This is a genomic window from Micromonospora sp. NPDC049891 (assembly GCF_040660295.1).
In the GTDB taxonomy this organism is placed as follows: domain Bacteria; phylum Actinomycetota; class Actinomycetes; order Mycobacteriales; family Micromonosporaceae; genus Micromonospora.
This window is the reverse complement of record NZ_JBFAML010000036.1, coordinates 26,925-52,060: the sequence shown is the minus strand read 5'-3', so window position 1 is coordinate 52,060 and position 25,136 is coordinate 26,925. Positions and strand designations below refer to the sequence as shown.

Below are 25,136 nucleotides of genomic sequence, written 5' to 3'. Positions count from 1 at the left end.
CCCCCCGGATCATCCACACGACAGGGGCAGAAAGTCATACCGGGCCGGGCGACCGAGGGTCCCCGGCTGGGGACGATCAAAAAGGTAACGGGGGCAACGACTCCAGGATGGCTAGGGCTCCGTCCGCGCGTTGCGTTCCGTGGGTGGTTGCGCAGAGCCATCCCGCCAGCCGGCGACCGGGCGAGCCGAGCAGACCACCGCCCGGCCCGCCAGCGTCCGAACTTGCGTCAAGGTCCGCTTGACGTGGCGGGCCGGGCGGCGGCCCGCTCCCCAGGAGGGCGGGTCGGCAGCAGACGGGATGGCAGCGCCGCTTGTTGCGCCGTCGCTACCATCCCCGTCGTGACAGACACTTGGACGAGCATTGATCTTCCGGTCCTGAAGGCCGCTGTGAAGTACATCGAGGACCGCGACTACGGAGAGTTTCCCCAGGCATACGACCTCGCGCCCTTGCTAGATATTGACGAGAACGAGGTCGGGAAGGCCATGTTGAGACTTGACGGCACGTACATCGAGGCGTTTAGGACTGGAGGAGGCCTGTGTCGCACTGGAGTCAGGAGGATCTACCCCGCAGCACGCAGCGCTGTCGGACAGTGGCCTACGCCTGAAGCCGTCGCCGAGCGCCTCCTCGCGGCATTGCAGGCTGCCGCCGACGTTGAGTCAGATACGGAGAAGCGCTCTAAACTGAAGCAGGCTGCCGCATTTCTCGGCGAGGGTGGAAGAGATCTCCTTGTCAACGTTCTTGCGGCGGCGATTAATCGAGGAATGGGCGTGGGGTGACTACCCACGTTCCCCATGGCGATGAGACCGATGATCGCACCGAACCTCTGCTTGAAGTCTGTCGAGCAAGTCTCCGCCCAAGGCCACCGTCTGCTGCGATCCAGGCGTGCCGACAGGTGGCGGCCCTGCCCAAGGTGCACGCGCCGCACCCGCCCTTACCGACATGATGCGCCGCCCGACTGTCGACACCTGTTGACATATGTGCCGGGCGGCTGTCGTTCCTCGCGGAGGGGACTACCCGTTGACGAGGCCGTCAGTTAGGAAGTCTGAGAAGAGACTTTGGTCGGATGCGTGGAAGTAGTGTCCGTGCGTCTTCATCACGGTTTCGATGCTGTCCGCACCGACCAGCACGATCTCGAACTTGTCAAGAAGATGACGGTAGCGGGCTTCCGCCTCGCCGTAAGCCTTGGTGGCGATAGCAACGTCGGTGAACTCATCTTGCTCGACCAACTTTGCTTGATCGAAGCTGTACACGAGCAGGAAGTGAACCGTCTGTGGCCTTTTCACCCGAATCCTTCCTCCCTCGTCACTTTGAGTAGTAGCCAGCACGAAGGACAGCCTGTCGTGCCTCCTCGAACCTCTGGAGCAGCTCGGGTGGAACACCTCTACCATACTCCCGCAAAAAGATCAACTCTCCTGCTGCCGAAAAATACTCGACCATGTCGGCTGGGCCAACGCCGTCCTTCAGCGTTAGACCCAGTCGAGCGTCAGCGGCCTCCGCTGCATCTGCCCATTGCTGTTGCCCCCGAGTTCGGAGCTGAACCTCTATTGCGCGACCGTCGCGCTCAACCACAAAATGGATGGCTCTATAGCCAATATCCTTCGGTTGGCTGATGTAATCCCTAGGCTCTCTTAGGAGCGTCGGTTTCCATCGACGCATTACCCGATCACGCACCCTATCCAATTCCGGACCGTCTGCAAGGACTGCCCGTACGCCCCCGATGTCCTCTAGACTCGCTAACGGCATGTTTGGCATACGGTGAAGCTTTCGGATAATGCGCGGCACTCGTTTGAGGCGCTGCGTAATTGCCTCATCGGCCATCTCAGTTCGAATCATGCTTCGGAGTCCAAGCCTTACCTTTACCATCGGATAGGCATGGACTGCACGGAAATGCCTGACAACGCGAAGTGCATTCTCAATTTCCTCCTGGGAAGCACTGACACCCTCGAACTCCGCCTTCTTAAGCAGCTTGCCGCACTTGTTGATCTGGCTCTTGGTCGGCAGAGTGGAGGGGTCCAGGGCCATAGCGACATCATAGACACGATGTCGGTGAATCCCAGTGCCCGAAAGTGCCGACATTCCCGCGAGTGTGCCTGAGCAGTGCGTCACCTGTTGAGAGCTGCCGGGGCTGCGAGCCAGGCTTGAGATCCGGTCTGTCCACCTTGTCCCGCCATGCCGCCACATCGCGGCTTAGGGGGTTCAAGTCCCGCGTCACCGCCTGGCGCTCGGGCTGGATGACGACCGGGGCGGCCGACGTCGGATGCCCACGGACGATCGTGGACTGTTGCGGCAGGCTGGCCCTGCTGCCTATCCAGGTCATCGGCGGGACGGCCACCGAGGGAGCTTCACATCGTGCGAGCATCGGGATGGCCAGATGTTATCGCGGGAATTGCTGCTGCCCTTCTGGCAAGGCGACGTCATCGGGAACGTCGAGGGCGTCCATCTTCAGGCCAACAAACTGCACCAAGGTCGCTAGCCCTGGAATCAGGCTTGCGATGGTCCATGTCGTCAGCAGGGCGGTTGGAGTGCTGACGAGTGCGATCAGCGCCTTAGGAGCCGTGGGGCTCACTGCCGACATCACGATCAAGGCAAGCATGGAAATCACGCCGAGCACCGCCGTGAAGAGGAAGGGAGCCAGGTAGTAAACGGGCTCGGACTCGATCGCCCTTAGCTTCCTCAGGAAGGCTTGATCCATGAATGCCGCCTGGAAGGAAATGCCTGCAATGACCGCGCCTACTATGACGCCGACTACTCCGATCGCCCCAGGGGCCGCCCGTACGACGGCGTCCGGATGAGTGAACGACAAGGCGAGTGCGGCCACGCCGAAGACAACGCCCACACCGAGATCCACGCGGAGCAGTTCGCTGAGTCTGAAGTCGAGGGCTTCCCACAGGTGTCGATTGATTTGACTCGCCACGCCCGTCACACCTCCTCTGCGTTAGAACAAACGTACGCCCAGGGTGTGACATCGCTTGAGCGTGATCGGCTAGGCAGCGGGCCTTGGCGGCCGGGTGTCCGCGTAGACGACAAGTGCCCGGAGTACAAGGTCCATGCCCCGCTCAAGATCCTTACCGTAGTCGTCGATGCGGGTGTCGTCGGTCCTGGTGTCGCTGTCGAACGTAGCGTCTACCCCCTGAGCCTCCCGTGACTTCATCTGCACCCTTGTGTCGCCTGTCTCTAGACCTTGAAGCTTGTCCTGGAACGCGTCGGACTCAACATCCAGGACCTGTGAGTTGTAGGCGGCATACTCCTCGGTTGCGCGCCGGGCTTTCATCGCCCGCATCTTGGCGCGGACATCATCGAGATCCCGTCCAGGGTTGGAAAACTTGACCGTGCGACGAAGGAGCTTGACAAGCGGGTGCTGCTCAATCCACTCCTGCACCGTATGCTGGGAGACCACGGGGTCGCATTCCCAGTCAGCGGGTAGCAGGTGAAGGTTCTGGGCTGCGGTAGAGAGCACTTGGCCGAGCGCGGGCCGGAAGCTCGCCGGCTGGATCCTTCCCGTGGTAGCGAAGGCTACCCACCTGTTGTGCTCCCGCAGGTCAATCGCGAACGGAACCACGGTGTCTTGAGACGCAGCGTCGGAGTCCTCTGTAGGTCCCTTGATCCACGACCAACCATCGGAATCGAAGAAGCGCTTCTGATCAGCAACCGAGTATCCCAAGATCCCGGTCATGAAGTCCTCGCCCATGGCCAAGCGCATGTCGGCGGCGTACCAGGTACGGGCCGGGCGCTCAGGCGTTGCGGATACAAGGTAAGAAGTCTGCCGGCTTTCAGCGAGCGCCCGCATGTCCACAGCGAAGGGACGCATGTCAAGAGTGCTGTTGCGGCGATTGATCCTCGCGAAGACTACCCGGCGCTGCCGTGTCACAGAAGCTCACCGTCCTGGTAGGAAGAAGTTCCAATCTGAGCAATCTACGGACTGAGCTTCAAGGCTGCGACGCCGAAGAGTGTCCAAGATGTGACAGGCGTGTATGAGCGCGGTAGCGAGGGCAACAAATGGAGCTATGCGAGAACTTGTAGTTGAAGCGTCAGGCAGCGAGGCAGCAAGAAGGCAGCGCAAGCCTTGCTGCGGGCCGGAGCCGGACATCAACCGACGACGCCTGACACCTGCGCATTGACGCGGGCCGGCACGGCTAGCAGCAGCCGACAGCCTACGACCGCATCCCCCGACGGGGTCAAGGCCGAAGCCAGAACATGGACGGCGTGCGATGAACGACCAAGATCGTCGGGCACAAGCCGGGCACAATTGACGCCGAAAAGGGCTGTCAACCGCTGTAAGGCAACGAGAAACCTCGCGCAGGTCAGGACACCGATCCGCCCGATCTGAGATGATCCACCGACCGCCGGAAGGGTTCAGGGTTCAAGCTCTGGGAGCAAGCTGGGTGCGAGCTCAACTTGCCGAAACACTCTCTCTTGGATCAAGGGCCGCGCAAGCGCGGCCCGCCCGCCGCACTCGGCCTGCTGGCGGCCTGCGGCCGGCATCGGCCGGCACGGCGGGCGTGGCGACCGGAGGCGCTAGGAGCGAATCGCCGCCGGAGCCTCGACCTGCTCGCTCGATCTGCTCGGCCGCCCAACAAGGCTTTTCAGCTCGCCCGCCGAAGGAGCGAGATGCTGTCGTACGAGGTTGACGAAATCGAGTCGCTGCTGTTGGGCTTCGTCGCGTAGCTGGCACCATCCAGTCTCGTCCACATGATCCCTGATGCCATCGCTGAAGTGCCAGAAGGCTGTGTCTAGGCTCAGGGCTGCGTTCACGACGTTTGTAGGTGCGACCAGTTGCACCCGCGCAAGCGCAGCGTTCCAGCCCGTCCAGTCGACGCGCTCAATCTCTTCAGAGCGCCACCGCATGAGAGCCATGTACGTGGCGGTCTGCTCTTGGACCAGGGTGGCGCATGCCTCCGCTAGCGCATTCCGCGACCACGTGCGCTTCTGGCTGCGCTCGGTGACCCAAGCGCCGGCCGCGACACCGAGCAGCGTGACAACAACAGCCGTGGCCGCCGATACTGCCACTTCCCAGCCCATCGCCGCTCCACCTTCCCCAACCGAACATCGTCGATGGTGCCAACTGCTGACAAGGTGCCACAGCGAGGCCGTAACGATCGCGTAGCGACGGCAGCCGTACGAACGGGGCGATCGGCTGCCGCGCCGCTTCGCGGCTTGCCACCGGGTACCGGGCTTCAGGCGCGTGGAAGGCCGGCGGCACGGCAAGCCGCCCCCGGCCCGAGAGGCCGGGACGGTAAGCCACACGCCGCCGGACAACCACTCGCCCCCGCAGCCGTGCCAGCCACGTGCCAGTAGCCGGTGTCTCAGACGGTCCTCAGCGGTCATGATCGGGCAGGATTACGCCGCCGTTGACCAGGCGATCCGGACGGAACATGACAGCCGGAAACGATCTTCCAAACTGACGGTGCGGGTTCGATTCCCGTCGCCCGCTCCACGAACTCCGGCCCAGGCAAGCGGCATGATCGCCGAACCTGGGCCGTTCTCGCTCTCCGCGCCAGTCCCGGCTCTCCGAAAGATCAGCAGCCGAGTGCGATTCACCTCATCAGGTCGCGGTCTGGGCCGCCAGACTCCCCGGACGGGACCGAGCGTCGCTTGAGAGGTCTCACCGCGTCTCGCCACAGCATGCCCGTCATTGCCTGCCGACGAGCCACGTCACGCGGCATCAACCCACCCGCGTACAACATCGTCATCCCAGCAAGCCCAAGGAGCACAGCGGGAAACATGACAGCCGCCGTGCAGGCAGCCAGTACAGCAGTCAAGGCAGGGGCTTCAAGAGCAGTTGATGCCGCCGCCAGCCCACCCAACAGCAGGGCGACCGGATGACAGCGGAGGGCCCACACGAGGAACCAGTAGGCCCGGGCACGACGCAGCGGCAGAGCGTTCCCCTGTGCCATGCCTACGACTTTCTCTCCGTCAGACCTATGGCTGGCCATCAGTATGCGGCCAGTCGAACAGCCGACACGGCCCACGCAGGTCCGGATCCTGCTGGCGCTTGCCGTGTCGCCGGCTTCGAGCGACCGTGCTGATCGTCTAACGATGTGGACTCGCGTAAAGGAGGTGAGCGCTGGTTTCGAGCAGTCCCGAGCAGGTGCTCGGCAGCGCCCGTACGAGCCGTCAAGGCCCGCTTGACATGGGGGGCCGGGCGGCGGCCCGCTGCGGCATATCTCGAACCCGCTACGGTGGCTTAGCTCAACCCGGGACCGTGGCACTGGTGGATGGACCTCCGGCCTTTCCTGGCGAGAGGCTGTGCAAGTCTGATCAACGATGTGATGGGGGATCGCTGGTGGGGCAGCGGCACGTGCGGAAAATGTTGCGGAAGATGGCCGGCGGGCAGCCGGTGGAGGTCGAGCAGGTGGCCACGTTGCGCTCACTTGCCCTTATGGCCGCTGTTGCCGAGCAATTCGGTTACGCGTACACGGACACCCGGCAGCGACACCGCAACGGACCGCAGATGTTCTTCGTACCCGATCCCCGTCCGCAGGCCCGCGAAAGGGCCGAGCGGAACCGAGTGCAGTACCCGGATGCTTCCACCGGGGGTGCACTGCCCCCCGTGCCTGCCGACGTGCTGGAGCTGTTCAAGGCCCGTATCAGCTACGACCTTGAGGGCTGGAACGACGACAAGCAGCGAACGTGGTTCCTCTATGTCGTCCTCACCGTGCTGTGCGCGATCCTCGGTGTGTGGCTCGGGCTAGGAGGGACGTCCCCCACCGCCGCCGCGGCTGTCGCCGCCGTCGCCTGGGCGGCGCTGATGTCGGTCACCCTGTTTTTGGTCTCCATTCGTCGACGCAGACGGGCTAAGTTCGCTGCGATCCTGGAGGCGGCCGGGTTCACGCAGACGACTGAGCAGAGCGGCCGGGAGCGGTATCTGCCGCTGACGAACCAGTAGGCCGGACAACCGCGGCGATCACGAACAGGGTGTCGGTGGTGGCGGAGAGCCGGTCGTGCTCGATTCCCGTCGCCCGCTCCACGAACTCCGGCCCAGGTTAGCGACATGATCGCCGAACCTGGGCCGTTCTCGCTCCTCGCGCCAGTTCCGGCTCTCCGGGCGGAAACCTCTGGCCAAGGAGGTGGATGGGGCAGCATTCGCTTTCTAGCCGATGAGCGAGCGGCGATCGAAGTCCTCCTGGCGGCCGTCGAAGTTGGGGCACGGCAACTCACTTGACTGGTGCGGTCCGCCGGCGATTGGGTGGCGCCGTGAGCAAACTGTGGGCCGCACCCGAGGACGATCCCAGGGTCTTCGGTCAGCCTGTCGGCGAAAAGGCGACCTACCGGGAGTACCTCGACAACTACCGTCTGACCATAGAGATGAAGTGCGACGGACTGGACGCCGAGCAGCTCGGCCGACGCTCGGTGCCGCCCAGCACCCTCAGCTTGCTCGGCCTGGTCCGCCATTTGGCCCAGATGGAGAACCAATGGTTCCAGCGTGTGCTGCAGGGGCGGACCGACGCACCGTGCCTTTACCAGCACGAGGACGAGCCAGACTGGGACTTCGGGGGCGCGGTCCCCGATCAGGCGGTGGTGAAGGACGCCTTCGCGACCTGGAAGGCCGAGATCACCAAGGCGGACGAATGGCTCGACGCCGTCGAGGAGGCCGACCTGGGCCGCGAGGTGCTGGTTGACGATGGCAGCCACGCCACCCGCGACGTGCTTCTCCATGTGATCGAGGAGTATGCGCGGCACGCTGGCCACGCCGACCTCCTGCGCGAGTGCATCGACGGGCGTACCGGCCTGTGACCCACCGAGGCGGTGGGTCAGCACAAGGAACGCAGTCAGGATGCAACCTCCCCGTGGGGAACGGCGGTGAGTAGAACCGGGGCGGCCCGGAGCCAGTGAGTAGCGAACTGGGCAACGATCACGACGGACGCCGCTGGACGCGTCGAAATGAAGTCGAATCGTCTCAGCAGTTCAGCGGCCCTGGTTCCGCTTCAACGTCTGACGACGGAAACTCGGCCCCGAATCACCGCTGCCGTTTGTCCTCGACGTGTACGACGTCAAGCTCATGGCCGTCCCGGTCTCGCTTACCGCGTCCGTACAGACCAACGGCCAGATCGCTGTCGTTCGAGACCTCGTCGGGCCCTACGTAGGTCAGCACGTCGTTGTGGTGGCTGTAGACCACCCATCCGGGACCAGGATCGAGGGTGATGGTACCGAAGTCTCCGGCCGGTGAGCCGGCGTAGACGGGGCCGTACTCGCGCAGGATGTCGACGGCCTGGGCGGCGAGGTCAACGCTGGGGCCGGGGTCTGGTAGTACGACGCACGTGCCGTGGGCGAATACGACCCAGGACTTGCCGTCCCCTTGGATGATGCGACGCCAGGTTCCGGCCAAGTCTTGCTCGGACATGACGATGATCATCCCTGAGTGGATGCACAAGCGCTACCCCGCGAAGCGGGCCGGATACAGCGGTCAGGAGCGGGCAACCGAGGGCGGCAGGTCGTAGCAGAGTTGCGCAATCCGGCCGCGCCACCTTTAGTGGCGTTGCTGCTCAGCAGGGAGGCTGGCCGAGCTATCCGCCGTTCTTCTCCATCTCACGAATGTGCGCGCACGGCTGCTCAGTCCTGGCCTGCCAGGCGCTCCCCGCCAGGGCGACGGGGTAGTCGATCTCTCTGACCTGGCGATCGCCGGTCTCGACCGAGAATCGCATCGACAACAGGTCACTCTCGAACGCGGTCGCGCATTCGAGGCGCAGCTCGACATCGATCAGACCGGTATCGCCGGGGCGCAGTGAGCGAGAGCTGCCGGTGTCACGGACCAGGGCACCCGGTCCCTGCCCAGTCGCCGAACGAATCGTGATCGGCGCCTGGCCAGCGTTGGTCACTGCCAGTTGCCCGTCCATCTGGAGAACGCCCGGGACGTCCGAACCCCCGCCAGCGATGGATACGGGAACGGCCACGAGGGCGACCGAAGCAATTCGCTCCCGCTCCTCCCGCGAGTCCCGCAGCTCGTTCACACCGAAGCCACCAAGCACCCCGCCGGCAACGAAGGCAGCGACGAGCCGGACAGCCATCTTCCGTCTGGCCAGGAGCCGGTCCGGAGCCCCGCTGCCTGCCGTCGTCGGCTGGCGGTTGTGCTCATCCAGGTCGATCGCTTCACGCTCCGCCGACATGGTTGCCAGCCTAGGGCGTCCGCTGACAGCACATCGCCGGCCGTACAGCCACCAGATTGACGGTACGGATTCCTGTCGCCCGCTCCACCGCACTCCGGCCGGGGCCAGCGGGAAATCCCCTGATCCTGACCGGTCGGCCGCTCTCCCGGTTGGATCTGCGGGTCGCGCTGTTGCTCACGGCTCCGTGGCTTCCGCTCGTTGCCCACCCCCGGGGCACTCCTCCGGCGGGGCGTAGGCCCGAATGGTGCCGTTGTGCCGCGCGGCCTTTCCATCAGGGGTGAGGGCCACGAGGCGTTTACAGACCGCACACCGGCCCCGCGGGTGCTGCGAGCGCCGAGTCACCCCACCTCCCGGGTAAGCCGTTGCGTGACCACCTTGATCTTTGCGCAACAGGGCAAGAGGCGCGTGCAGCCGCTCCACTGCACGACGAGACAGTGGAATGTGGTCGCCCCGGTGGGTGTGGTGCTGTCACGATTGCCGCCGTGACCGGCGATTCCTCGACCAGCGTCTCTCGCACCTGGCGTAGTGCGCTGCTGGGTCGTGTGGTCGCTGAAATCGAGACGGAGATTCGGCGGGCGTGGGAGCGGCTTGCCGTCGACCTCGATGTCGACCCCGATTCGTCCGAGGCGGTCGAGTTGGCCTGGCTGGTGGTCGATGACCCGGCGGCGTACGACTGGCGGACCGTCGACGGCGCGCTCGACCGGCTGAGCTGTCCGGCTTGTGGGGCACGGCTGACCCGGGGGCCGGCCGGGTGCGAGACGTGCGAGTTCCACCATCGGATGCGGTTCGGTGCCCGGGAGGTGGACCGTCAGCACGTGCCGCCGGGCAACGAGCATGCCCTGCGGGTGGCGAGTGCGGTGGCGCGTACCCGTCATCGGTATTCGGCCCGGGCCCGGGTGGGCTACGAACTGGTGCTGCCGGAACTCGTCGCCGGTGCGCTGCCCACCACCCGGCAGGCCCAGGCCGGCAAGGCACTGATCAACAAGCTGACCGATGATGAGTGTGACCGCGTCGAGAGCTTCGCCCAGGTCGAGGAGCTGGCGCGTGGTCGCTGATGCCCCACTCGTCACGATCTCTTGGAGTAGCCGTGTCCGGTGAACCGGAGCCGGGTGTGCAGCCCGAGCACCTGCGGCCCGGCCACGAGCAGGGTGACCCCGTGATGGTGACGGTCGACGGGCAGGACTTCCGGGTTCAGGCCCGGGCGGGCGCAGCCGGCACGTACGACTTCGACTGGCTCAGCGGGCCGCACGACTACGGCTTCGGGCTGTCCCGGTCTGACGGCTCGGTGATGAGCCGCGCCGAGATGGAGGCGGCCATCCGCGAGTTCCTCGCCGAGATCGACCCCGCCACCGGCTATCTGGCGGAGTGACGGCAGAGCAAAGGGCAACGACACCGGGGACGCCATCACCGGTGGTAGAGCCGGCGGTGCAACCAGGTGACGACAAGTTCGTCGAAGCCGGGGGCGCGGGCGGTGCCGACCCGGAGGTTGTGGTCGGCACCGGGGAACACCACGATCTCGTGGTCGTCGTGGCCGGCCTCGCGAAGGATGGTGGCGACGACCCGGGCGCTCTCCCGCACCGGTACGAGCAGGTCCTCGGCGCCGTAGATGGCAAGTAGGGGGCAGGTGAGTGACCTGAGCGCGGTGGTCGGATCGTGGTCGGCGATGCCGGCGAGGAAGGCGATCGACGGGGGTGTCGTGCCGGCCAGCGTCGTGTACCACGGTGCGGTGTGCCAGGGTGCCTGGGCCGCGTGGACGCGTACCGGGTCGTCGCCGGAGCGTACCCGGCGGATCTGCTCGTGGAGCAGCGTCAACGCCTGCTCGACGTCCGCCTCGGTGAAGCCCTCGGCGGGAAGTTGGTGACGGAGCCGGTACTCCTCCTGCGCCAGCACGCCCACGCCCGGACCGGACACGCAGACCACCGCCGCGACCGTGTCGCTCCGGGACGCCGCGAGGGGGGCCACCCAGCCACCCTGACTGTGGCCGATCAGCGCGACCGCGTCGGCTCGTACGTCCGGATGCTGGCGCAGGGCGCGGACCGCCGCGAGGGTCTCCTCGGCCCGGTCGGTGAGCCTCTGGCGGGTCCAGTCTCCGGTCGAGGCACCCGAACCCGGCTTGTCGTAGGCGAGGCTGGCGAAGCCGGCGGCGGCCAGCCGGGTCGGCCACTCCCCCAGGTCGCGCCCGCCGGGTCCCGAGCCCTCGACGAAGACCACCGCCGGGTACGGGCCCGGCGTGGGTGGTCGAACCAGGTCACCGACCAGTTCGTCGCCGTCATGCTCGAAGGACAGTTCCGTCGACACCGGCTCGAACAACACAACCGGCACGATATCCGGGGCTCAGCGTGCCGCGTGTTCGGCGCGGGCGGGCGCGCCCACCTCGTGCAGGTGTCGCAGCGCCTGTCGGTAGGAGTCGATGAGGCCCGTCTGTTCGTAGGCCACCCCGATCTCGGCGCAGTACGCCTGCACGATGGGTTGGGCCTTGCGCAGGTTGGGTGTGGGCATGCCGGGGAACAGGTGGTGTTCGATCTGGTAGTTCAGCCCGCCGAGCGCCACGTCGGTCAGCCAGTTGCCGTGCACGTTGCGGGAGGTCAGTACCTGCTTGCGCAGGAAGTCCTCGTCGCCTGTCGGGTGCGGCATGCCCTTGTGGTTGGGGGCGAACGTCAGGCCCAGGTAAACGCCGAAGAGTGCCTGGTGCAGCAGCAGGAAGGCGACGGCCTGAAGCGGCGTGAGGACCACCAGCAGCGCGGTGAGGTAGCCGACGGCGTGCAGCATCAGCAGGGCGCTCTCGGTACCGCGACGCCGTACCGTGCCGTCGCGCAGGGCCTTGACGCTCGACACCTTGAGGCTGACGGCGAGCAGCGTGAGGAGGGGGAAGAACAGTGCCGCCTGGTGCCGGGTGATGAAGCCCTTCAACCCGCGCCGGCCGGTGGCCGCCTCGGCAGCCCAGATGAGCACCTCGGGGGCGACGTCCGGGTCGAGGTCGTCGTGGTTGGGGTTGTTGTGGTGGCGGGTGTGCTTATCCATCCACCAGCCGTAGCTCATCCCGACGCCAAGATTCCCGACGAGCAGTCCGGCGACTTCGCTGGGTCGTCTGGTGCGGAACACCTGGCGGTGCGCCAGGTCGTGCGCCACGAGTGCGACCTGGGCGAACGTGACGGCGAGGAACACGGCCGTGAGCAGCTGCCACCAGGAGGAGCCGATGACGAAGAACGCCGTCCAACCGCCGAGGTACATGAGCGCGACGACGCTCAGGCGGAGCACGTAGTAGGCGGGTCGGCGCCGCATCAGTCCCGCTCCGGTGATCCGGCGGGCGAGCGCGGCGAAGTCGCTGCCGCTCGTCGTGGTAGTCATGGCCTCAGCAAACCGCCTCACGACCTGCGTGTCAGGAGTTCCACCCCCTCCGCGAAGGGGGTGCTGGCACCACCGACGAACGGCCGCCACGGCGGGCACAATATGGCCTGTGGACGTGGCCGGAGCTGGTGAACGGATGGCCCCATGGGTGCGCCAGGGGGTGCGTTCGGTGCTTGCCGGCGTGGCCGCGATCGGTCTGGCGCTGACGAACTTTCCGCTGCTCGTCCTCTCGGTCGTCGCGTTGCTGCTGGTCCCGGTCCCCTTCCTCGGCATGGCGCTGGTGCCGTTGACGACGACGCTGGTCAGGAAGCGCGCTGATCTTGAGCGACGGCTCGCCGCCCGGGCAGGTGTCCCGGTGGCACGTCCGTACCGTCACTCTCCGGAGCGGGCCGTGCCCGGCGGTTGGCGCCGTTTCCGGTGGATTGTCACCGACCCGGCCACCTGGCGGGATCTCGCCTGGCTGGTGCCGGGCGCCATCGTCGGAATCGTCCTCGGCGTGGTCGCGCTGGCCATTCCGCTGTACGGGGTGGCGGGGCTGACGCTGACGCCGCTGTGGATCTGGCTCGGCACCGACTGGTACGGCTACGGCACCGTGTGGTCCGTCGAATCGGTGGGTGAGGCCCTGCTCTGCGTCCCGCAGGGTGCCGCCATCCTCGCCGTCGGCCTGTGGTCGGCTCCGTGGCTGCGTCGCGTCGACGCCCTGTTCGACAGGCTTCTCCTCGCGCCGACCAGGGCCGCCGAACTCCGGTTGCGCGTCACCCAGCTGACGGTGACGCGGGCCGGCACGGTGGACGCTCAGGCCGCCGAGCTGCGCCGCATCGAGCGCGACCTGCACGACGGTATCCAGGCGCGGCTCGTCTCGCTGGGCATGATGATCGGTCTCGCCGACGAACTGGTCGACCGGAATCCGGCCGCAGCTCGCGAGATGCTCGCCGAGGCGCGGGAGTCGAGCGGTACGGCGCTTGTCGAGCTGCGGCACCTGGTGCGCGGCATCCACCCGCCCGTACTCGCCGAACGTGGTCTGGAGGGCGCGGTGCGGGCACTCGCGCTCAGCCTGCCCGTGCCGATCGCGGTCGACGCCGAGTTGCCCGGCCGGCTCGACACGCCTGTGGAGTCGGCGGCGTACTTCGCGGTGGCCGAGGCCCTGACGAACGTGGTCCGGCACAGTCGCGCGCGCCACGCGTGGGTGTCGCTGCGGCACGGCGAGGGACGGCTGACGATTGGGGTGACCGACGACGGTGCCGGCGGCGCCGACTCCGCCGCCGGCACCGGCCTGCGCGGTATCGAACGGCGGCTCGCGGCCTTCGATGGCACGATGGCGCTGTCGAGCCCGCCTGGTGGGCCCACCGTCGTCACCATGGAGTTGCCGTGCGCGTTGTCATCGCCGAGGACCACGCACTCCTTCGTGACGGACTGACCCGGCTCCTGGCGGCCTTCGACTTCGACGTCGTCGCGTCCGTCGACAACGGCCCGGCCCTGCTACCCGCGCTTGTCACGCACAGGCCTGAGGTGGCGGTGGTCGACGTCCGCCTCCCACCGACCTTCACCGACGAGGGCCTGCAGGCCGCGATCGCGGCCCGGAACCGGATACCCGGGCTGCCGATCCTCGTGCTCTCCCAGCACGTCGAGCCCCTGTACGCCCGGGAACTGCTCAGCACCCCGCAGGGTGGGGTGGGTTACCTGCTCAAGGATCGTGTCTCCAACGTCGGCGAGTTCATCGACGCCGTCCGCCGGGTCGCCGCGGGCGGCAGCGCCATGGACCCCGAGGTGATCTCCCAGCTCCTCGCCCGCCGGGAGCCGCTGGCCGTGCTCACCGTCCGGGAACGGGAGGTGCTCGGTGAGATGGCCGAGGGTCGCTCCAACGCCGCCATCGCCACCAAGCTTCGGATCACCGAGAAGGCGGTGAGCAAGCACATCAACAACATCCTCACCAAGCTGGACCTGCCGCCCTCCGAGGACGACAACCGCCGGGTGCTGGCCGTGCTGGCCTATCTCAACGCCTGACCCGGAGAGCGCACCGGCACCTGTGGGTCGACGTCACGGATCGGTGTGCTGCGGCTCCACGGCGGCCGACACCGGCGGCAGGTGGCGCAGCGCCCGGAACGCCACGACGGCAAGCGGTACGCCGACCGCCAGGACGGCGACGATCTGTACGGAGGCGACCGTCAGCAGCGCCGTGCGCTCCACCTGTCCGCCGATGTCGGGCAGGGTCGCGGTCCGCAGGGCGAGCGCGGTCGTGGCGAGCAGCACCAGCGCCAGCGACCAGGGCAGGGTGCGCGCCGGCGGGCGGAATGCCCGTACCACCAGGTGGACCGTCATCGCGGCGACGACCAGCGCACAGCACAGGCCCGGCCAGTCCAGCAGTCGCAACGCGGACGTGGTCGCCTGGGCGACGAACAGCGGCACGGGAACCGCGAGGATGCCGACCGGTAGGGCCAGCAGCCAGGGACGGCGCGCCACCGCGGCGGCGTCGCGGTGGAAGGCCGACATCGCGACAACCAGCAGCAGCTCGACCAGCAGCATCGCCCAGGGCGCCACGGTCAGCGGCACCGGGCCGGTGACCTGCTCGACGGCGACCGCGATGCCCTGCGGCACGACGGCGATCGCGGCGACGGCCTGGGCCACCCGCCGGTGCCCGAGGACCAGGGCGAGAAAGGCCGGCAACCAGGCGTACCCGGCGACGGTCAAGGTGGCCTGCCAGCTGCTGCTGGGCGGGACGAGAGTCCATTCGGAGGTGGGCGCGGGCAGCCAGCTCAGCGCACCGGAGAGCCACAGTGTGATGCCGAGACCGGCGGTGGCCATGACCGCCTGAGTCAGCACGCCGGCCAGCACCGCCAGGCGGACCGCCTGCCCCCAGGCGTACGGGCGTGGTGGTGCGTCAGGCCCGCCGATCCGCAACCGGGCGGCGAGGGACAGGACGCTCGTCACCTCCGCCAGGCTCGGGCGGCCGTGGTCCGCGAGGTACTCGTCGGTCTCGGCGTCGCCGGTCTGCATGGTCTCCAGGAAGGCGGCGACCATGTCGTCCTCCCACTGCCGCCGGTATCCGGCGGGCAGCAGCCGCAGTACCCGGCGGTAGCGCTCCTCCAGTCGGCTCATGCGGACGTCCCTTCGATCGGGCTCTGTCGGCGCAGCCGGGTCGAGGCGAGCCGGGCGTTGGCGGCCAGCCGTCGGGCCTCCGCGTCGAGGGCGTGGCGTCCCCGCTCGGTCAGCCGGTAGTACCGGCGCAGCCGGCCCTGCCAGGCCTCCTCGCGGTCCAGCTCGATCAGGCCGCCACCGACGAGCCGGTCCAGGGCTCCGTACAGTGACCCGATTTTCAGCCGCACCCGACCCTGCGACAGGTCCGCCACCTCGGCGACGATGCCGTAGCCGTGACGCGGGCCGTCGAGCAGCGCGGTGAGGACGAAGAAGGTCGGTTCGGTCATCGCCCCGGAACTCATCCGCCCAATATAGTGGCTGACAAGATATCTTGACCAGGGTCACCTGTCGGTGATGTCCGGCGTCATCCGGCCGGCGGAGACGGCTGATCCGGCGGTCGCGGCGGGGCCGGACGGCGTCCGGGAAACCGCACCAGCGGGGATGAATCGCGCCGGGCTGGGTAAGCAGGCCGCCGTCCTGGTGGAGTGACGACCTCGGTCGCGGTGCCCCGCGGCCACCTCCCGGGCGGGCCGGCCGACGGGCCGGCTCGCCCGGCGGCCGGGCACCCGGCAACCTAGTTGGTCAGCCAGTTCCAGGCGTCCATGATCCACTGCGTCTGTTGCAGGTACGCGACACCGAGGCCGGTCAGGAACACCGCCGTGACCAGGTGCGCGCCACGGGCGGTCCGTCGCACCCGGCCCAACTGGCGTTCCAGCACCACCCGGCCGAGCAGCCTGGCCAGGGTGAACAACCCGGCCGCGACCAGCAGGCTCAGCACGAAGATCACGATCGGTCCGACGAGGTCGCCGCCACCGGAGATCGCCCAGATCCCCCAGCACACGAACGCGAACAGCGCGCCGGCGAAGCTCCACTCACCGCCCCGCTTCAGCCGTGCCACGTGCCAGCTCAACGGCTGGCGCGGCACCGGTTCGCCGGGCCAGCCGGTGCCGGTCGGCTCGTGCTCCACCGTCGGAAACGGCTCGGTACGCGGCGCGCGGGCACCGACCTGGGCCACCCCACGGCGGTACGGGTCGCGCTGCGGCGGCACCCCGTCACCGGGCTGCGGCGGCACCTCGACGGTCCGCTCCGCCCACGGCTGCGTCTGCTCGGCCATGTCGTTGCCTCCCCCTTTCACCGGCGACGCCCCCGGACGCCGCTGGAGACTTCGAGGGTAGCCAGCCCGCAAATCGGTCGCCCTACCCACACCTATCGACTAGACACGAGCGGTGACCACCTCCACCCTGCCCATCGAGGCAGCCCGCGCCGAGGACTACGACGAGATCGGTCGTTTCCTCGGCACTCTGTTCCATCACAGTGTCGAACCCGAGGCCCACGAGGCCGAGCGCGCGATCTTCGAACCGGAACGGGCCCTGCTGGTACGCGACGGATCGGAGCTGGTGGCCAGCGCCGCGGCGTACACCCGGGACCTGGGCGTACCCGGCGGGGCGGTGCCCGCGGCGCACGTCACCCTGGTGGGGGTCGCGCCCACCCACCGTCGGCGGGGCCTGCTCACCGCGATGATGCACCGCCAGCTGCGTCAGATTCACGACAATCGCCGGGAGCCGGTCGCGGTGCTCTGGGCCAGTGAGGGCCGGATCTATCCGCGCTTCGGCTACGGCCTGGCCTCGCAGCGCTTCCACGTCTCCGGCGAGACGACCGAACTGCGGCTGCCGGCATCGACGCCGGACGAGGGCCGGCTGCGTCTGGACCGGCCGGCCGACCGACAGGCCGACCTGGCCCGGGTGTACGACCGGGCCCGCGCCGATCGTCCCGGCTGGTCGGCGCGGGACGACCGGTGGTGGCGGTACGTGCTCGTTGACCCGGAGGCACACCGGGGCGGTGCCACCGAGCGGCGGGTGGTGCTGCACGAGGGACCCGACGGTGTCGACGGTTACGGGCTGTTCCGCACCAAGGCCGAGTGGGACGATGCCGGCCCGAACAGCCTCACCACTGTCGACGAGGTGGTGGCGAGCACCCCGACGGCGTACCGGGCGATCTGGCGGATGCTGCTCTCGCTCGACCTGACCCGGCGGCTGACCTGGATGCGGGCCGCGGTGGACGAGCCGCTGCTGCGGTTGGTGAACGAACCGCGCCGGCTCAACTTCCGGCTGGTCGACGCGCTCTGGGTACGGGTGGTGGACGTGCCGGCCGCACTGGCCGCCCGGCGCTACGCCACAGACGTCGACGTGGTCATCGAGGTGACCGACCACCTGCTGCCGGAGAACACCGGCCGGTGGCGGCTGCGCGGCGGACCGGCCGAGGCCACCTGCACACCGGCGAGCGGGCCGGCGGACCTGGCCTGCGACGTACGCTGCCTCGGCGAGCTCTTCCTCGGCGGCGTGACACCGGCCGCGCTGGCCGACACCGGTCGGCTGCGCGAGCTACGCCCCGGCGCGCTCGCCGCCGCCAGCCCCGCCTTCACCTGGCATCGGGCCCCCTCCGCCATGGAGATCTTCTGACGGCCTGATCAGCGAGGCGGTCGGGTGACGGCCGTGGGGGTACGGTCGGGGGGTGGCGGATGGCGGGGAACGGCGGCGGCGGCGACACCGGCACCACGGCGCTCCGGGCGGCGGAGCCGACACTGGTGCGGCGGCCACCACTGCCGGGGTGCACGACGGCGGTGACGCCCCGCGTGGGCGACGCAACGGCGCTCCCGAGGAGGGCGAGCGGGGGCTGCGCGGGTTGGTCGGGTCCGGCTCGTCGCAGGTGAGTGTGACCGCCGCGATGCGGGCCCGGGACGCCGCCCGGCCCACCGACGAGGATCTCGCCGAGGCGGCGGAGCGGGTCGTCATCGTGCGCCGTAACTGGACCCCGCGCGACGAACTGCCCCGCCGCTGACCCGGCCCGGACCAGGGGCGGGTGGCCGCCGAAGCGGAGGCCGCCCGACCCCGGATCCGGTGTGATCGTCAGGGGTCGTGGGTCAGGGCAGGTCGGGCAGCTGCCGGGTGCGCTCGTACTCGGCGACCTGGGCGATGCGGCGAGCGTGCCGGTCGCTGCCCGAGAACGAGGTGGTCAGGAACGCCTCGACGATGGCGGTGGCCTCGTCGAGGGTGTGCTGGCGGGCACCGACGGCGACCACGTTCGCGTCGTTGTGCTGCCGACCCAGCTGGGCGGTCTCGACGTTCCACGCCAGCGCGGCACGCACCCCCGCCACCTTGTTCGAGGCGATCTGCTCGCCGTTGCCCGAGCCACCGATGACCACACCCAGGCTGCCCGGGTCGGCCACCACCCGGGTGCCGGCGTGCAGGCAGAAGGCCGGGTAGTCGTCCTCCGGGTCGTAGGCGTGCGGGCCGATGTCGACCACCTCGTACCCCTGCTTGGCGAGGTGGTTGGCCAGGTGCACCTTCAACTCGAAACCGGCGTGATCGGATCCCAGGTAGACGCGCATACCGCGCAGTCTGTCAGGCCCGTCCCACCGGGCACCGCCGGGGCGGGGTGCCGGAACGGGACGGGCCGGACGGGTCAGGACCGGTCGGGCAGTTCGGCGACCACCAGGCCACCGCGCGCCTTCGGGGTGAACCAGGTGCTCTTGCGGGGCATCTTCTCCCGGGCCAGGTTCACCGCGACGAAGTCGTCGACGGTCACCGGCGCGATCAGGACGGCCAGCTCGGCCCGCCCGGCCTCGACCTCACCGGTGAGCCAGCTCGCCGGGTAGTCACCGCCGACGTAGGTGATCCGCTTGTCACCCGGATCCAGACCGAGGGCGTCCCGCAGCAACATCCGCTCGACCAGGGCGTGGTCGAGGTTCTCCAGGCGGCCGGCGCCGGTGTGCGGCAGCGTCACCGCGTACGCCTGGTCGGGAAGCTGGAGCACGACGGTGCCGCCGGCCGCCGGCACCTCGGCGGGGCCGTCGAGCGCGGTGATCCGCGCACCGGCCGCGGTCAACCGCTCCAGCAGCTCCTCGGGCGTGGTGGTCAGCTCGCTGACCAGGCGGTTGTACGGCCGGATGGCCACCGAGGCCGGCGTGGTGACGACCGCCAGGAACCGGGACATCCCACCGGTCTGCGCGGCCAGGCTGCGGTGGTTGCCGTCGGCGACGACCAGCTCGCCACCACCGGCCAGCGCGGTCAGGTCGTCCTGCTGCCGGCCGGGACCGACCAACCAGATGGCGTGGGTACGTCCGGCCTGGTCGGTGTCGGTGGCGGCGGGCGCACCGGCCGCGTCGGTGGCCGCCGCGAGCGCCGCGTGCAGCTCGTCACCGCGCCCGGTCTGCAGCAGCAGTACGGGTGAGAGCAGGTGCCCCAACGCCTCGGCCAACGCGACCCGCTCGCGCACCTTCGCGATGAAGACGTCCTCGTTGCGGATGACCAGGCCGGGCTCGTCGGCGCGGGTGGAGATCTGATCGGTGTCGACCATGGCGAACAGCCCGTAGGCCGTCTCCTCGCCCGGCGCACTGATCCGGTACAGCACCACCACCTGCTCCGCCGGGGTGTAGCTGCCGTCGGCCTTCGCCTCCGCGAGTCGGCTCACCGCGTCCGGCAGGGCTTCGGCGAACGACCTGCCGAGGCTCTCCGGGGCCTTGTGCGGCATCTCGATGCCGAGGGCGCTGTGCGGATTCGCCTCGATGATCGCGGTGATCTCCGCGTCGTCGGCGAACTCGTCGTAGTTCTGGGCGCCGGTACCACCTGTGGTGATCCAGGCTCGGGTGATCGGATGCACGACCGTCATGACCGTTGACGCTACCGGCGGCGCGTCGGGTGCCGCCGCCGGACCCGCCTGAGCCCACCAGATGAAAGCGGGGCTCCTGCTCGACAGCCACCAGGGAGCAGGAGCCCCGGGTCATCGGTCGGGCTCCGCCGCCCGCCGGTGCCGGCCACCGGCCGCCGGCACCACTACCGGCCGGGTCGCTGGGACCGGCCGTGGGCCCTGGTTGCGCAGTTCCCGGCCCGGCGGCGTGAGGCGGGAGGTGACCGGAACCCGGGCGACACCCACCACGGTCGGCCGGGCCAGCACCCCGGACGAGTTCGGGGACCGGTCGCGGCGGGCCGGCGGCAGGTCACCCGACGGTCGTGGTCCCGGCATGGGCGCATGCCCTATCGACTCCGGCCGCGACAGCCCCGGTTCCGGCCGGGGTGGTGCGGGCTCCTGCCGGGGCGGCCCGGGCCAGCGGTCGGACCGGTCCCGTCGCGGTGCCGGCCAGCTCAGCTGCACCGCGGGCCTGGGCGTCGCACCGCCGGCGCCCTCCTCCCGAGTCCGGGGGTCGTCGACCGGGGCACGGTGTCTGGCCATCTGGCGCCTCCACGAGCTGGCGGACTGCGGCCAACGGGCACGGGTGCGGCCCGCCGGTTTCACCGCGGACACCCGGTCAAACGAACCCACGAAGGCACCGGTGACGCCCGGCCGGCCCGAAGGGTCACCGTCGCCACGGCGACGTCAGTCGAAGATGGGGTCGAGGTCGCGGCTGCGCTTGAGTTCGAAGAAGCCGGGGGTGCCGGCGACCAGCAGGACGCCGTCCCAGAGCCGCCCGGCGGCCTCGCCCCTGGGTGCCGGGGTGATCACCGGCCCGAAGAAGGCGACAGACCGGCCGTCGGGCCCGGGAGCGTGGATGACCGGGGTGCCGACGTCGGTACCGACCGGCCCCATCCCGGCCTCGTGGCTGGCCCGCAGCGGCGTGTCGAGGTCGCTGTCCCCGGCCGCCTCGGCCAGCGCCGGATCCAGTCCGGCGTCGGCCAGGGCGGCGACGTACAGCTCGGGTCCGAGCGGCTCCTTGCCGAGGTGGATCCGGGTGCCCAGGGCCGTGTAGAGCGCCCGAACGGCGGCGGAGCCGTGTCGCTGCTGCACGGCGACGCAGACCCGTACCGGCCCCCACCCGTTGCGCATCAGCTCCCGGTAGTCGTCGGACAGATCCCGCCCCTCGTTGAGCACCGACAGGCTCATCACGTGGAAGCGGACGTCGACGGGTCGGACCTGCTCCACCTCCAGCAGCCACCGGGACGTGAGCCAGGCCCACGGGCAGATCGGATCGAACCACATGTCAACGCTGACGCGCTCGTTCACGACAAGATCCCTTCGCAATTGTCACGCCGGCTCACCGGCGTACCTCCGATCTTGCTCCGCCCTGTTCCACAGGCGCGAGGATCGAGCCGTGACCTCGCCCACCACCACCTACCCGTACATGGAAGACTCAGGCCCGGACCGGCCGTCACGAGCGGTCGACGGACCATGCGGCCGTGACGGACGGCGAGAGTGGGATGGAGACGAACAGTGCCGGGAGTGCGCAACCTGACACAGGTCGAGGCGACCGAGCGGGCCCGCCTGCTCGACGTGACCGGGTACGACATCAAGCTGGATCTGTCCAGTGCCGTTCACGCCGCCGACGGTCGTACCTTCCGGTCGACCACCGAGGTGCAATTCCGCTGTGCCGAACCGGGGGCCAGCACCTTCATCGAGGTGGCGGCCGACTCGGTGCGCTCGGCGACGCTCAACGGCGCCCCGGTGGACCTGGCCGACTTCTCAGCTGAGAAGGGGCTCACGCTGACCGGGCTGGCCAGCGAGAACACTCTCGTCGTCGACGCGGACTTCGCGTTCTCCAACTCCGGCCAGGGGCTGCACCGCACCGTCGACCCGGTCGACGGTGAAACCTACCTCTACAGCCAGTTCGAGACGGCCGACGCGCAGCGGGTCTTCGCCTGCTTCGACCAGCCGGACCTGAAGAGCGTCTACACCTGGCACGCCACAGTTCCGGAGCACTGGAAAGTGATCTCCAACATGCCGGTGGAGCGCGAGGAGGCGGCCGGCGAGGGCCACAAGACCCTGCACTTCGCCACCTCCGCCCGGATGAGCACCTACATCACCGCGCTGTGTGCCGGGCCGTACCACGAGGTCAGGTACACCCACGACGGCATCGACCTGGGTTACTTCTGCCGGGCGAGCATGGCGCAGTACCTCGACTCCGACGACCTGAACCTGGTCACCACGCAGGGCTTCGACTTCTTCCACGAGCAGTTCGGGGTGCGGTACCCGCTGCCCAAGTACGACCAGCTCTGGGTGCCGGACTTCAACGCCGGGGCGATGGAGAACTTCGGCTGCGTGACCCACGCCGAGTCGCACTACCTGTTCCGCTCGCAGGTCACCGACTTCGAGTACGAGCAGCGGGCCAACACCGTCCTGCACGAGCTGGCGCACATGTGGTTCGGCAACCTGGTCACCATGCGCTGGTGGAACGACCTCTGGCTGAACGAGTCGTTCGCCGAGTGGGCCAGCCACTGGTGCAACACGCACGCCACCCGGTTCACCGAGGCGTGGACGACATTCCTGTCCATCCGGAAGAACTGGGGCTACCGGCAGGACCAGCTCTCCTCCACCCACCCGGTCTACTGCGAGATGCCAGACCTGGAGGCGGTCGAGGTCAACTTCGACGGCATCACGTACGCCAAGGGTGCCAGCGTGCTCAAGCAGTTGGTCGCCTACGTGGGCGAGGAGCCGTTCCTGGCCGGTCTGCGCGCCTACTTCGCCCGGCATGCCTGGGGCAACGCCACCTTCGACGACCTGCTGTCCGAGTTGGAGACCGCGTCCGGTCGCAAGTTGACCACCTTCGCCTCGCAGTGGCTGGAGACCGCCCAGGTCAACACGCTGCGCCCGGAGCTGACCATCGGCGCGGACGGCACGTACCAGCAGGTGCTGGTCCGTCAGGAGGCGCCGGAGGGTCACCCGACCCTGCGTACCCACCGGATCGGGGTGGGCCTCTACGACCTCACCGACGGCCGGTTGGTGCGCCGCGAACGGTACGAGGTCGACGTCGACGGCGAACTCACCGAACTCACCGAACTCACCGGCGTGCGTGCGGCCGATGTGCTGCTGCTCAACGACGACGACCTCAGCTACACCAAGCTGCGGTTGGACGAGCGGTCGATGGCCACTGTGGTGCAGCACATCGCCGGCCTCGAGTCGTCGCTGGCGCGGGCGCTGTGCTGGACCGCCGCCTGGGACATGACCCGCGACGCCGAACTGGCCACCCGCGACTACGTCGCGCTGGTGCTGGCCGGGCTGCCGGCGGAGACGGACATCAACCTGGTCACCGCGACGCTGCGGCAGGTCAGCAGCGCACTCACCTTCTACGCCGACCCGGAGTGGGCGCCCACCGGCTGGGCCGACCTGGCCCGCACCGCGAAGACCGCGCTCGCCGCGGCCGAGCCGGGCAGTGGCTTCCAGCTGGCCTGGGCCCGGGCGTACGTCTCGGCGGCCCGGTCCGGCGAGGACCTGGCCGTGCTGCGCGGCTGGCTGGAGGGCAGCCAGGTGACCCCCGGGTTGACGATCGACACCGAGCTGCGGTGGAGCGTGTTGCAGGCGCTGGTGGCCAACGGCGTGGCCGGCGCGCCGGAGATCGACGCGGAGCTGGCCCGGGACAAGACCTCCAGCGGTGAGCGGGAGGCCGCCTACGCGCACGCGCTGGTGCCGACCGAGGCCAACAAGGCCACCGTGTGGGCTCAGTTGACCGGCGCGGAGGCGCTGCCGAACTGGCGGCACCGGGCGCTGTTGCAGGGCTTCAGCCACCCCACCCAGGTGGAGCTGATCAGGCCGTACCGGGACCGGTACTTCGCCACGGTCGGGCAGGTCTGGGCGACCCGGGACAGCGAGCCGGCACAGGAGTTCGCCATGCTGTTGTACCCGGCGTACCTGGTGGAGGACGACACCGTCGAGGCCACCGACGCCTGGCTGGCGCAGGAGGGCCACCCGGGGCCGCTGCGGCGGCTGGTCGCCGAGGGTCGCGACGGGGTGGTTCGGGCCCTCGCCGCGCAGGCCCGGGACGCCCGAACGGCCTGACCCCGCCGCCTGGCCCCGCTGAGACGTTCACGACACGAGCCCGGTCCCCTGCGGGGGACCGGGCTCGTGCGTACGGCAGTGGTCAGCCCTTGCCGGCGTAGCGGGAGAGCTGGTCGAGACCCTGGATGATGCCGCCGGCCAGGTCGCCGCCACCGAACGAGGCCACCATCGACAGAGCGGCGATCTTGGCGTACGTGTCCGGGACGCGCTTGCGGGCGTACCGGCCGGTGACGATCTCCAGCTGCCGCTGATTGGGTGAGATCGCGATCAGCACCGACCGGTCAGGCTCGGCGAGCTGCCGGTGCAGCCGTTCGGCGTGCTCCCGGATCGGCTCGTCGAGACCGCCGACGAAGACGGAGAAGACCAGGCCGGTCGTCCGGTCGGCCAGCCGCAGCGCCTCGTCGATGCGCAGCAGTTGGCGGGTCGAGAACGGCCCGTCGAGCACGTCGGGCGGGGTTTCCGTCCCGGCCGCGTGCTGCTTCTCACCAACGGTCACTTGCGCCTCCGGTTCCACCGGTCGGCGCCTCGACGCCGGCCTGTTCCTGCGTGCGGCTGGTCAGCGCGGGCGCCTGTGCCCCCACCGACAGCGCGGTGCCCCCGGAGTCGGCCAGTTCCTCGGGGCGGCCGAGGAACCACACCGGCGTGAAGTTGAACGGCCGGCCCGGCCGGTAACGCTTGGCACCGCCACCACCACCCTGGCTACCCGCGTAGACGAGGCCGGCGATCACCAGCACGATGGCTGCCGGGATGCCGACGAAGACCAGCAACGTGTCGGTTACAGACAA

General features: G+C 68.9%; 29 protein-coding genes. 11 read left to right on the top strand and 18 right to left on the bottom strand.

Annotated features, from left to right (window positions below):
* Nucleotides 1-339: 339 nt before the first annotated feature.
* The gene (locus AB0I71_RS29335; RefSeq protein WP_357590096.1) at nt 340-777 is read left to right on the top strand and encodes a hypothetical protein; all 438 of its coding nucleotides are present in this window, start codon (nt 340-342) and stop codon (nt 775-777) included.
* Nucleotides 778-1,011: 234 nt separating this feature from the next.
* Here the strand turns inward: AB0I71_RS29335 and AB0I71_RS29330 are convergent, their stop codons facing one another.
* From AB0I71_RS29330 to AB0I71_RS29310, 5 genes are all read right to left on the bottom strand, one after another.
* On the bottom strand, nt 1,012-1,284 hold the full coding sequence (locus AB0I71_RS29330) for a hypothetical protein (RefSeq protein ID WP_357590094.1): 273 nt from the start codon (nt 1,282-1,284) through the stop codon (nt 1,012-1,014).
* A gap of 19 nt (nt 1,285-1,303) precedes the next feature.
* On the bottom strand, nt 1,304-2,023 hold the full coding sequence (locus tag AB0I71_RS29325; RefSeq protein ID WP_357590092.1) for a RelA/SpoT domain-containing protein: 720 nt from the start codon (nt 2,021-2,023) through the stop codon (nt 1,304-1,306).
* Nucleotides 2,024-2,375: 352 nt separating this feature from the next.
* Entirely contained in the window at nt 2,376-2,915 is a 540-nt protein-coding gene (locus tag AB0I71_RS29320) for a hypothetical protein (protein WP_357590090.1), read from the bottom strand.
* A gap of 69 nt (nt 2,916-2,984) precedes the next feature.
* Nucleotides 2,985-3,689, bottom strand: coding sequence for a hypothetical protein (locus tag AB0I71_RS29315; protein ID WP_357590087.1), 705 nt, complete (start codon nt 3,687-3,689; stop codon nt 2,985-2,987).
* A gap of 827 nt (nt 3,690-4,516) precedes the next feature.
* Nucleotides 4,517-5,020, bottom strand: coding sequence for a hypothetical protein (locus tag AB0I71_RS29310; RefSeq protein WP_357590085.1), 504 nt, complete (start codon nt 5,018-5,020; stop codon nt 4,517-4,519).
* A 1,264-nt stretch (nt 5,021-6,284) separates the two neighbouring features.
* On the opposite strand from AB0I71_RS29310, the gene AB0I71_RS29305 reads away from it, so the two are divergent.
* Together AB0I71_RS29305 and AB0I71_RS29300 are read left to right on the top strand one after the other, a co-directional pair.
* Nucleotides 6,285-6,887, top strand: coding sequence for a hypothetical protein (locus AB0I71_RS29305; protein ID WP_357590083.1), 603 nt, complete (start codon nt 6,285-6,287; stop codon nt 6,885-6,887).
* 308 nt (nt 6,888-7,195) lie between these two features.
* On the top strand, nt 7,196-7,735 hold the full coding sequence (locus AB0I71_RS29300) for a DinB family protein (protein ID WP_357590081.1): 540 nt from the start codon (nt 7,196-7,198) through the stop codon (nt 7,733-7,735).
* A 223-nt stretch (nt 7,736-7,958) separates the two neighbouring features.
* Here the strand turns inward: AB0I71_RS29300 and AB0I71_RS29295 are convergent, their stop codons facing one another.
* Nucleotides 7,959-8,342 (bottom strand): hypothetical protein, encoded by a 384-nt coding sequence (locus tag AB0I71_RS29295; RefSeq protein ID WP_357590079.1) that lies wholly within the window; start codon nt 8,340-8,342, stop codon nt 7,959-7,961.
* Nucleotides 8,343-8,505: 163 nt separating this feature from the next.
* The gene (locus AB0I71_RS29290) at nt 8,506-9,105 is read right to left on the bottom strand and encodes a hypothetical protein (protein ID WP_357590077.1); all 600 of its coding nucleotides are present in this window, start codon (nt 9,103-9,105) and stop codon (nt 8,506-8,508) included.
* A gap of 482 nt (nt 9,106-9,587) precedes the next feature.
* Here AB0I71_RS29290 and AB0I71_RS29285 point away from each other — a divergent pair, with 482 nt between their 5' ends.
* Both AB0I71_RS29285 and AB0I71_RS29280 read left to right on the top strand, forming a co-directional pair.
* On the top strand, nt 9,588-10,160 hold the full coding sequence (locus AB0I71_RS29285) for a hypothetical protein (RefSeq protein WP_357590075.1): 573 nt from the start codon (nt 9,588-9,590) through the stop codon (nt 10,158-10,160).
* 32 nt (nt 10,161-10,192) lie between these two features.
* A complete protein-coding gene (locus tag AB0I71_RS29280) occupies nt 10,193-10,474 on the top strand; it encodes a hypothetical protein (RefSeq protein ID WP_357590073.1) in 282 nt (93 codons plus the stop codon).
* A gap of 35 nt (nt 10,475-10,509) precedes the next feature.
* On the opposite strand, the gene AB0I71_RS29275 is transcribed toward AB0I71_RS29280, so the two are convergent.
* Together AB0I71_RS29275 and AB0I71_RS29270 are read right to left on the bottom strand one after the other, a co-directional pair.
* Complete coding sequence (locus AB0I71_RS29275) at nt 10,510-11,418, bottom strand: alpha/beta fold hydrolase (protein WP_357590071.1); 909 nt, start codon at nt 11,416-11,418, stop codon at nt 10,510-10,512.
* Between the two features lie 21 nt (nt 11,419-11,439).
* Nucleotides 11,440-12,453, bottom strand: a complete 1,014-nt coding sequence (locus AB0I71_RS29270) for an acyl-CoA desaturase (protein WP_357590069.1) — start codon at nt 12,451-12,453, stop codon at nt 11,440-11,442.
* A 136-nt stretch (nt 12,454-12,589) separates the two neighbouring features.
* Between AB0I71_RS29270 and AB0I71_RS29265 the strand changes: the two genes are divergently transcribed.
* Together AB0I71_RS29265 and AB0I71_RS29260 are read left to right on the top strand one after the other, a co-directional pair.
* Nucleotides 12,590-13,870 carry a sensor domain-containing protein gene (locus AB0I71_RS29265; protein WP_357590067.1) on the top strand — a complete coding sequence of 427 codons (1,281 nt, stop codon included), beginning with the start codon at nt 12,590-12,592 and terminating at the stop codon, nt 13,868-13,870.
* Complete coding sequence (locus tag AB0I71_RS29260) at nt 13,822-14,457, top strand: response regulator transcription factor (RefSeq protein ID WP_357590065.1); 636 nt, start codon at nt 13,822-13,824, stop codon at nt 14,455-14,457. Before AB0I71_RS29265 ends, AB0I71_RS29260 begins: the two co-directional genes overlap by 49 nt.
* A gap of 33 nt (nt 14,458-14,490) precedes the next feature.
* Here the strand turns inward: AB0I71_RS29260 and AB0I71_RS29255 are convergent, their stop codons facing one another.
* Entirely contained in the window at nt 14,491-15,549 is a 1,059-nt protein-coding gene (locus tag AB0I71_RS29255; RefSeq protein ID WP_357590063.1) for a hypothetical protein, read from the bottom strand.
* Complete coding sequence (locus tag AB0I71_RS29250) at nt 15,546-15,890, bottom strand: PadR family transcriptional regulator (RefSeq protein ID WP_357590061.1); 345 nt, start codon at nt 15,888-15,890, stop codon at nt 15,546-15,548. Before AB0I71_RS29250 ends, AB0I71_RS29255 begins: the two co-directional genes overlap by 4 nt.
* Nucleotides 15,891-15,942: 52 nt before the next feature.
* Here AB0I71_RS29250 and AB0I71_RS29245 point away from each other — a divergent pair, with 52 nt between their 5' ends.
* Nucleotides 15,943-16,077: a hypothetical protein gene (locus tag AB0I71_RS29245; protein WP_357590058.1), complete on the top strand. Its 135-nt coding sequence runs from the start codon at nt 15,943-15,945 to the stop codon at nt 16,075-16,077.
* A gap of 85 nt (nt 16,078-16,162) precedes the next feature.
* On the opposite strand, the gene AB0I71_RS29240 is transcribed toward AB0I71_RS29245, so the two are convergent.
* On the bottom strand, nt 16,163-16,702 hold the full coding sequence (locus AB0I71_RS29240; RefSeq protein ID WP_357590056.1) for a hypothetical protein: 540 nt from the start codon (nt 16,700-16,702) through the stop codon (nt 16,163-16,165).
* A 112-nt stretch (nt 16,703-16,814) separates the two neighbouring features.
* Here AB0I71_RS29240 and AB0I71_RS29235 point away from each other — a divergent pair, with 112 nt between their 5' ends.
* Both AB0I71_RS29235 and AB0I71_RS29230 read left to right on the top strand, forming a co-directional pair.
* Nucleotides 16,815-18,047 carry a GNAT family N-acetyltransferase gene (locus AB0I71_RS29235; RefSeq protein ID WP_357590054.1) on the top strand — a complete coding sequence of 411 codons (1,233 nt, stop codon included), beginning with the start codon at nt 16,815-16,817 and terminating at the stop codon, nt 18,045-18,047.
* A gap of 52 nt (nt 18,048-18,099) precedes the next feature.
* Entirely contained in the window at nt 18,100-18,426 is a 327-nt protein-coding gene (locus AB0I71_RS29230; protein ID WP_357590052.1) for a hypothetical protein, read from the top strand.
* A gap of 82 nt (nt 18,427-18,508) precedes the next feature.
* Here the strand turns inward: AB0I71_RS29230 and AB0I71_RS29225 are convergent, their stop codons facing one another.
* The 4 genes from AB0I71_RS29225 to AB0I71_RS29210 form a co-directional block, all read right to left on the bottom strand.
* A complete protein-coding gene (locus AB0I71_RS29225; protein ID WP_093411285.1) occupies nt 18,509-18,976 on the bottom strand; it encodes a ribose-5-phosphate isomerase in 468 nt (155 codons plus the stop codon).
* A gap of 74 nt (nt 18,977-19,050) precedes the next feature.
* Nucleotides 19,051-20,256 (bottom strand): DUF1015 family protein, encoded by a 1,206-nt coding sequence (locus AB0I71_RS29220; protein WP_357590049.1) that lies wholly within the window; start codon nt 20,254-20,256, stop codon nt 19,051-19,053.
* Between the two features lie 111 nt (nt 20,257-20,367).
* A complete protein-coding gene (locus tag AB0I71_RS29215) occupies nt 20,368-20,610 on the bottom strand; it encodes a hypothetical protein (protein ID WP_357590047.1) in 243 nt (80 codons plus the stop codon).
* Between the two features lie 351 nt (nt 20,611-20,961).
* Nucleotides 20,962-21,585 (bottom strand): disulfide bond formation protein DsbA, encoded by a 624-nt coding sequence (locus tag AB0I71_RS29210; protein WP_357590045.1) that lies wholly within the window; start codon nt 21,583-21,585, stop codon nt 20,962-20,964.
* A 216-nt stretch (nt 21,586-21,801) separates the two neighbouring features.
* Between AB0I71_RS29210 and pepN the strand changes: the two genes are divergently transcribed.
* Complete coding sequence (gene pepN, locus AB0I71_RS29205; protein ID WP_357590043.1) at nt 21,802-24,351, top strand: aminopeptidase N; 2,550 nt, start codon at nt 21,802-21,804, stop codon at nt 24,349-24,351.
* Between the two features lie 82 nt (nt 24,352-24,433).
* On the opposite strand, the gene AB0I71_RS29200 is transcribed toward pepN, so the two are convergent.
* Both AB0I71_RS29200 and AB0I71_RS29195 read right to left on the bottom strand, forming a co-directional pair.
* Entirely contained in the window at nt 24,434-24,847 is a 414-nt protein-coding gene (locus tag AB0I71_RS29200) for a DUF5130 family protein (RefSeq protein ID WP_357590041.1), read from the bottom strand.
* A complete protein-coding gene (locus AB0I71_RS29195) occupies nt 24,834-25,118 on the bottom strand; it encodes a hypothetical protein (protein ID WP_357590102.1) in 285 nt (94 codons plus the stop codon). Before AB0I71_RS29195 ends, AB0I71_RS29200 begins: the two co-directional genes overlap by 14 nt.
* Between the last annotated feature and the right edge of the window lie 18 nt (nt 25,119-25,136).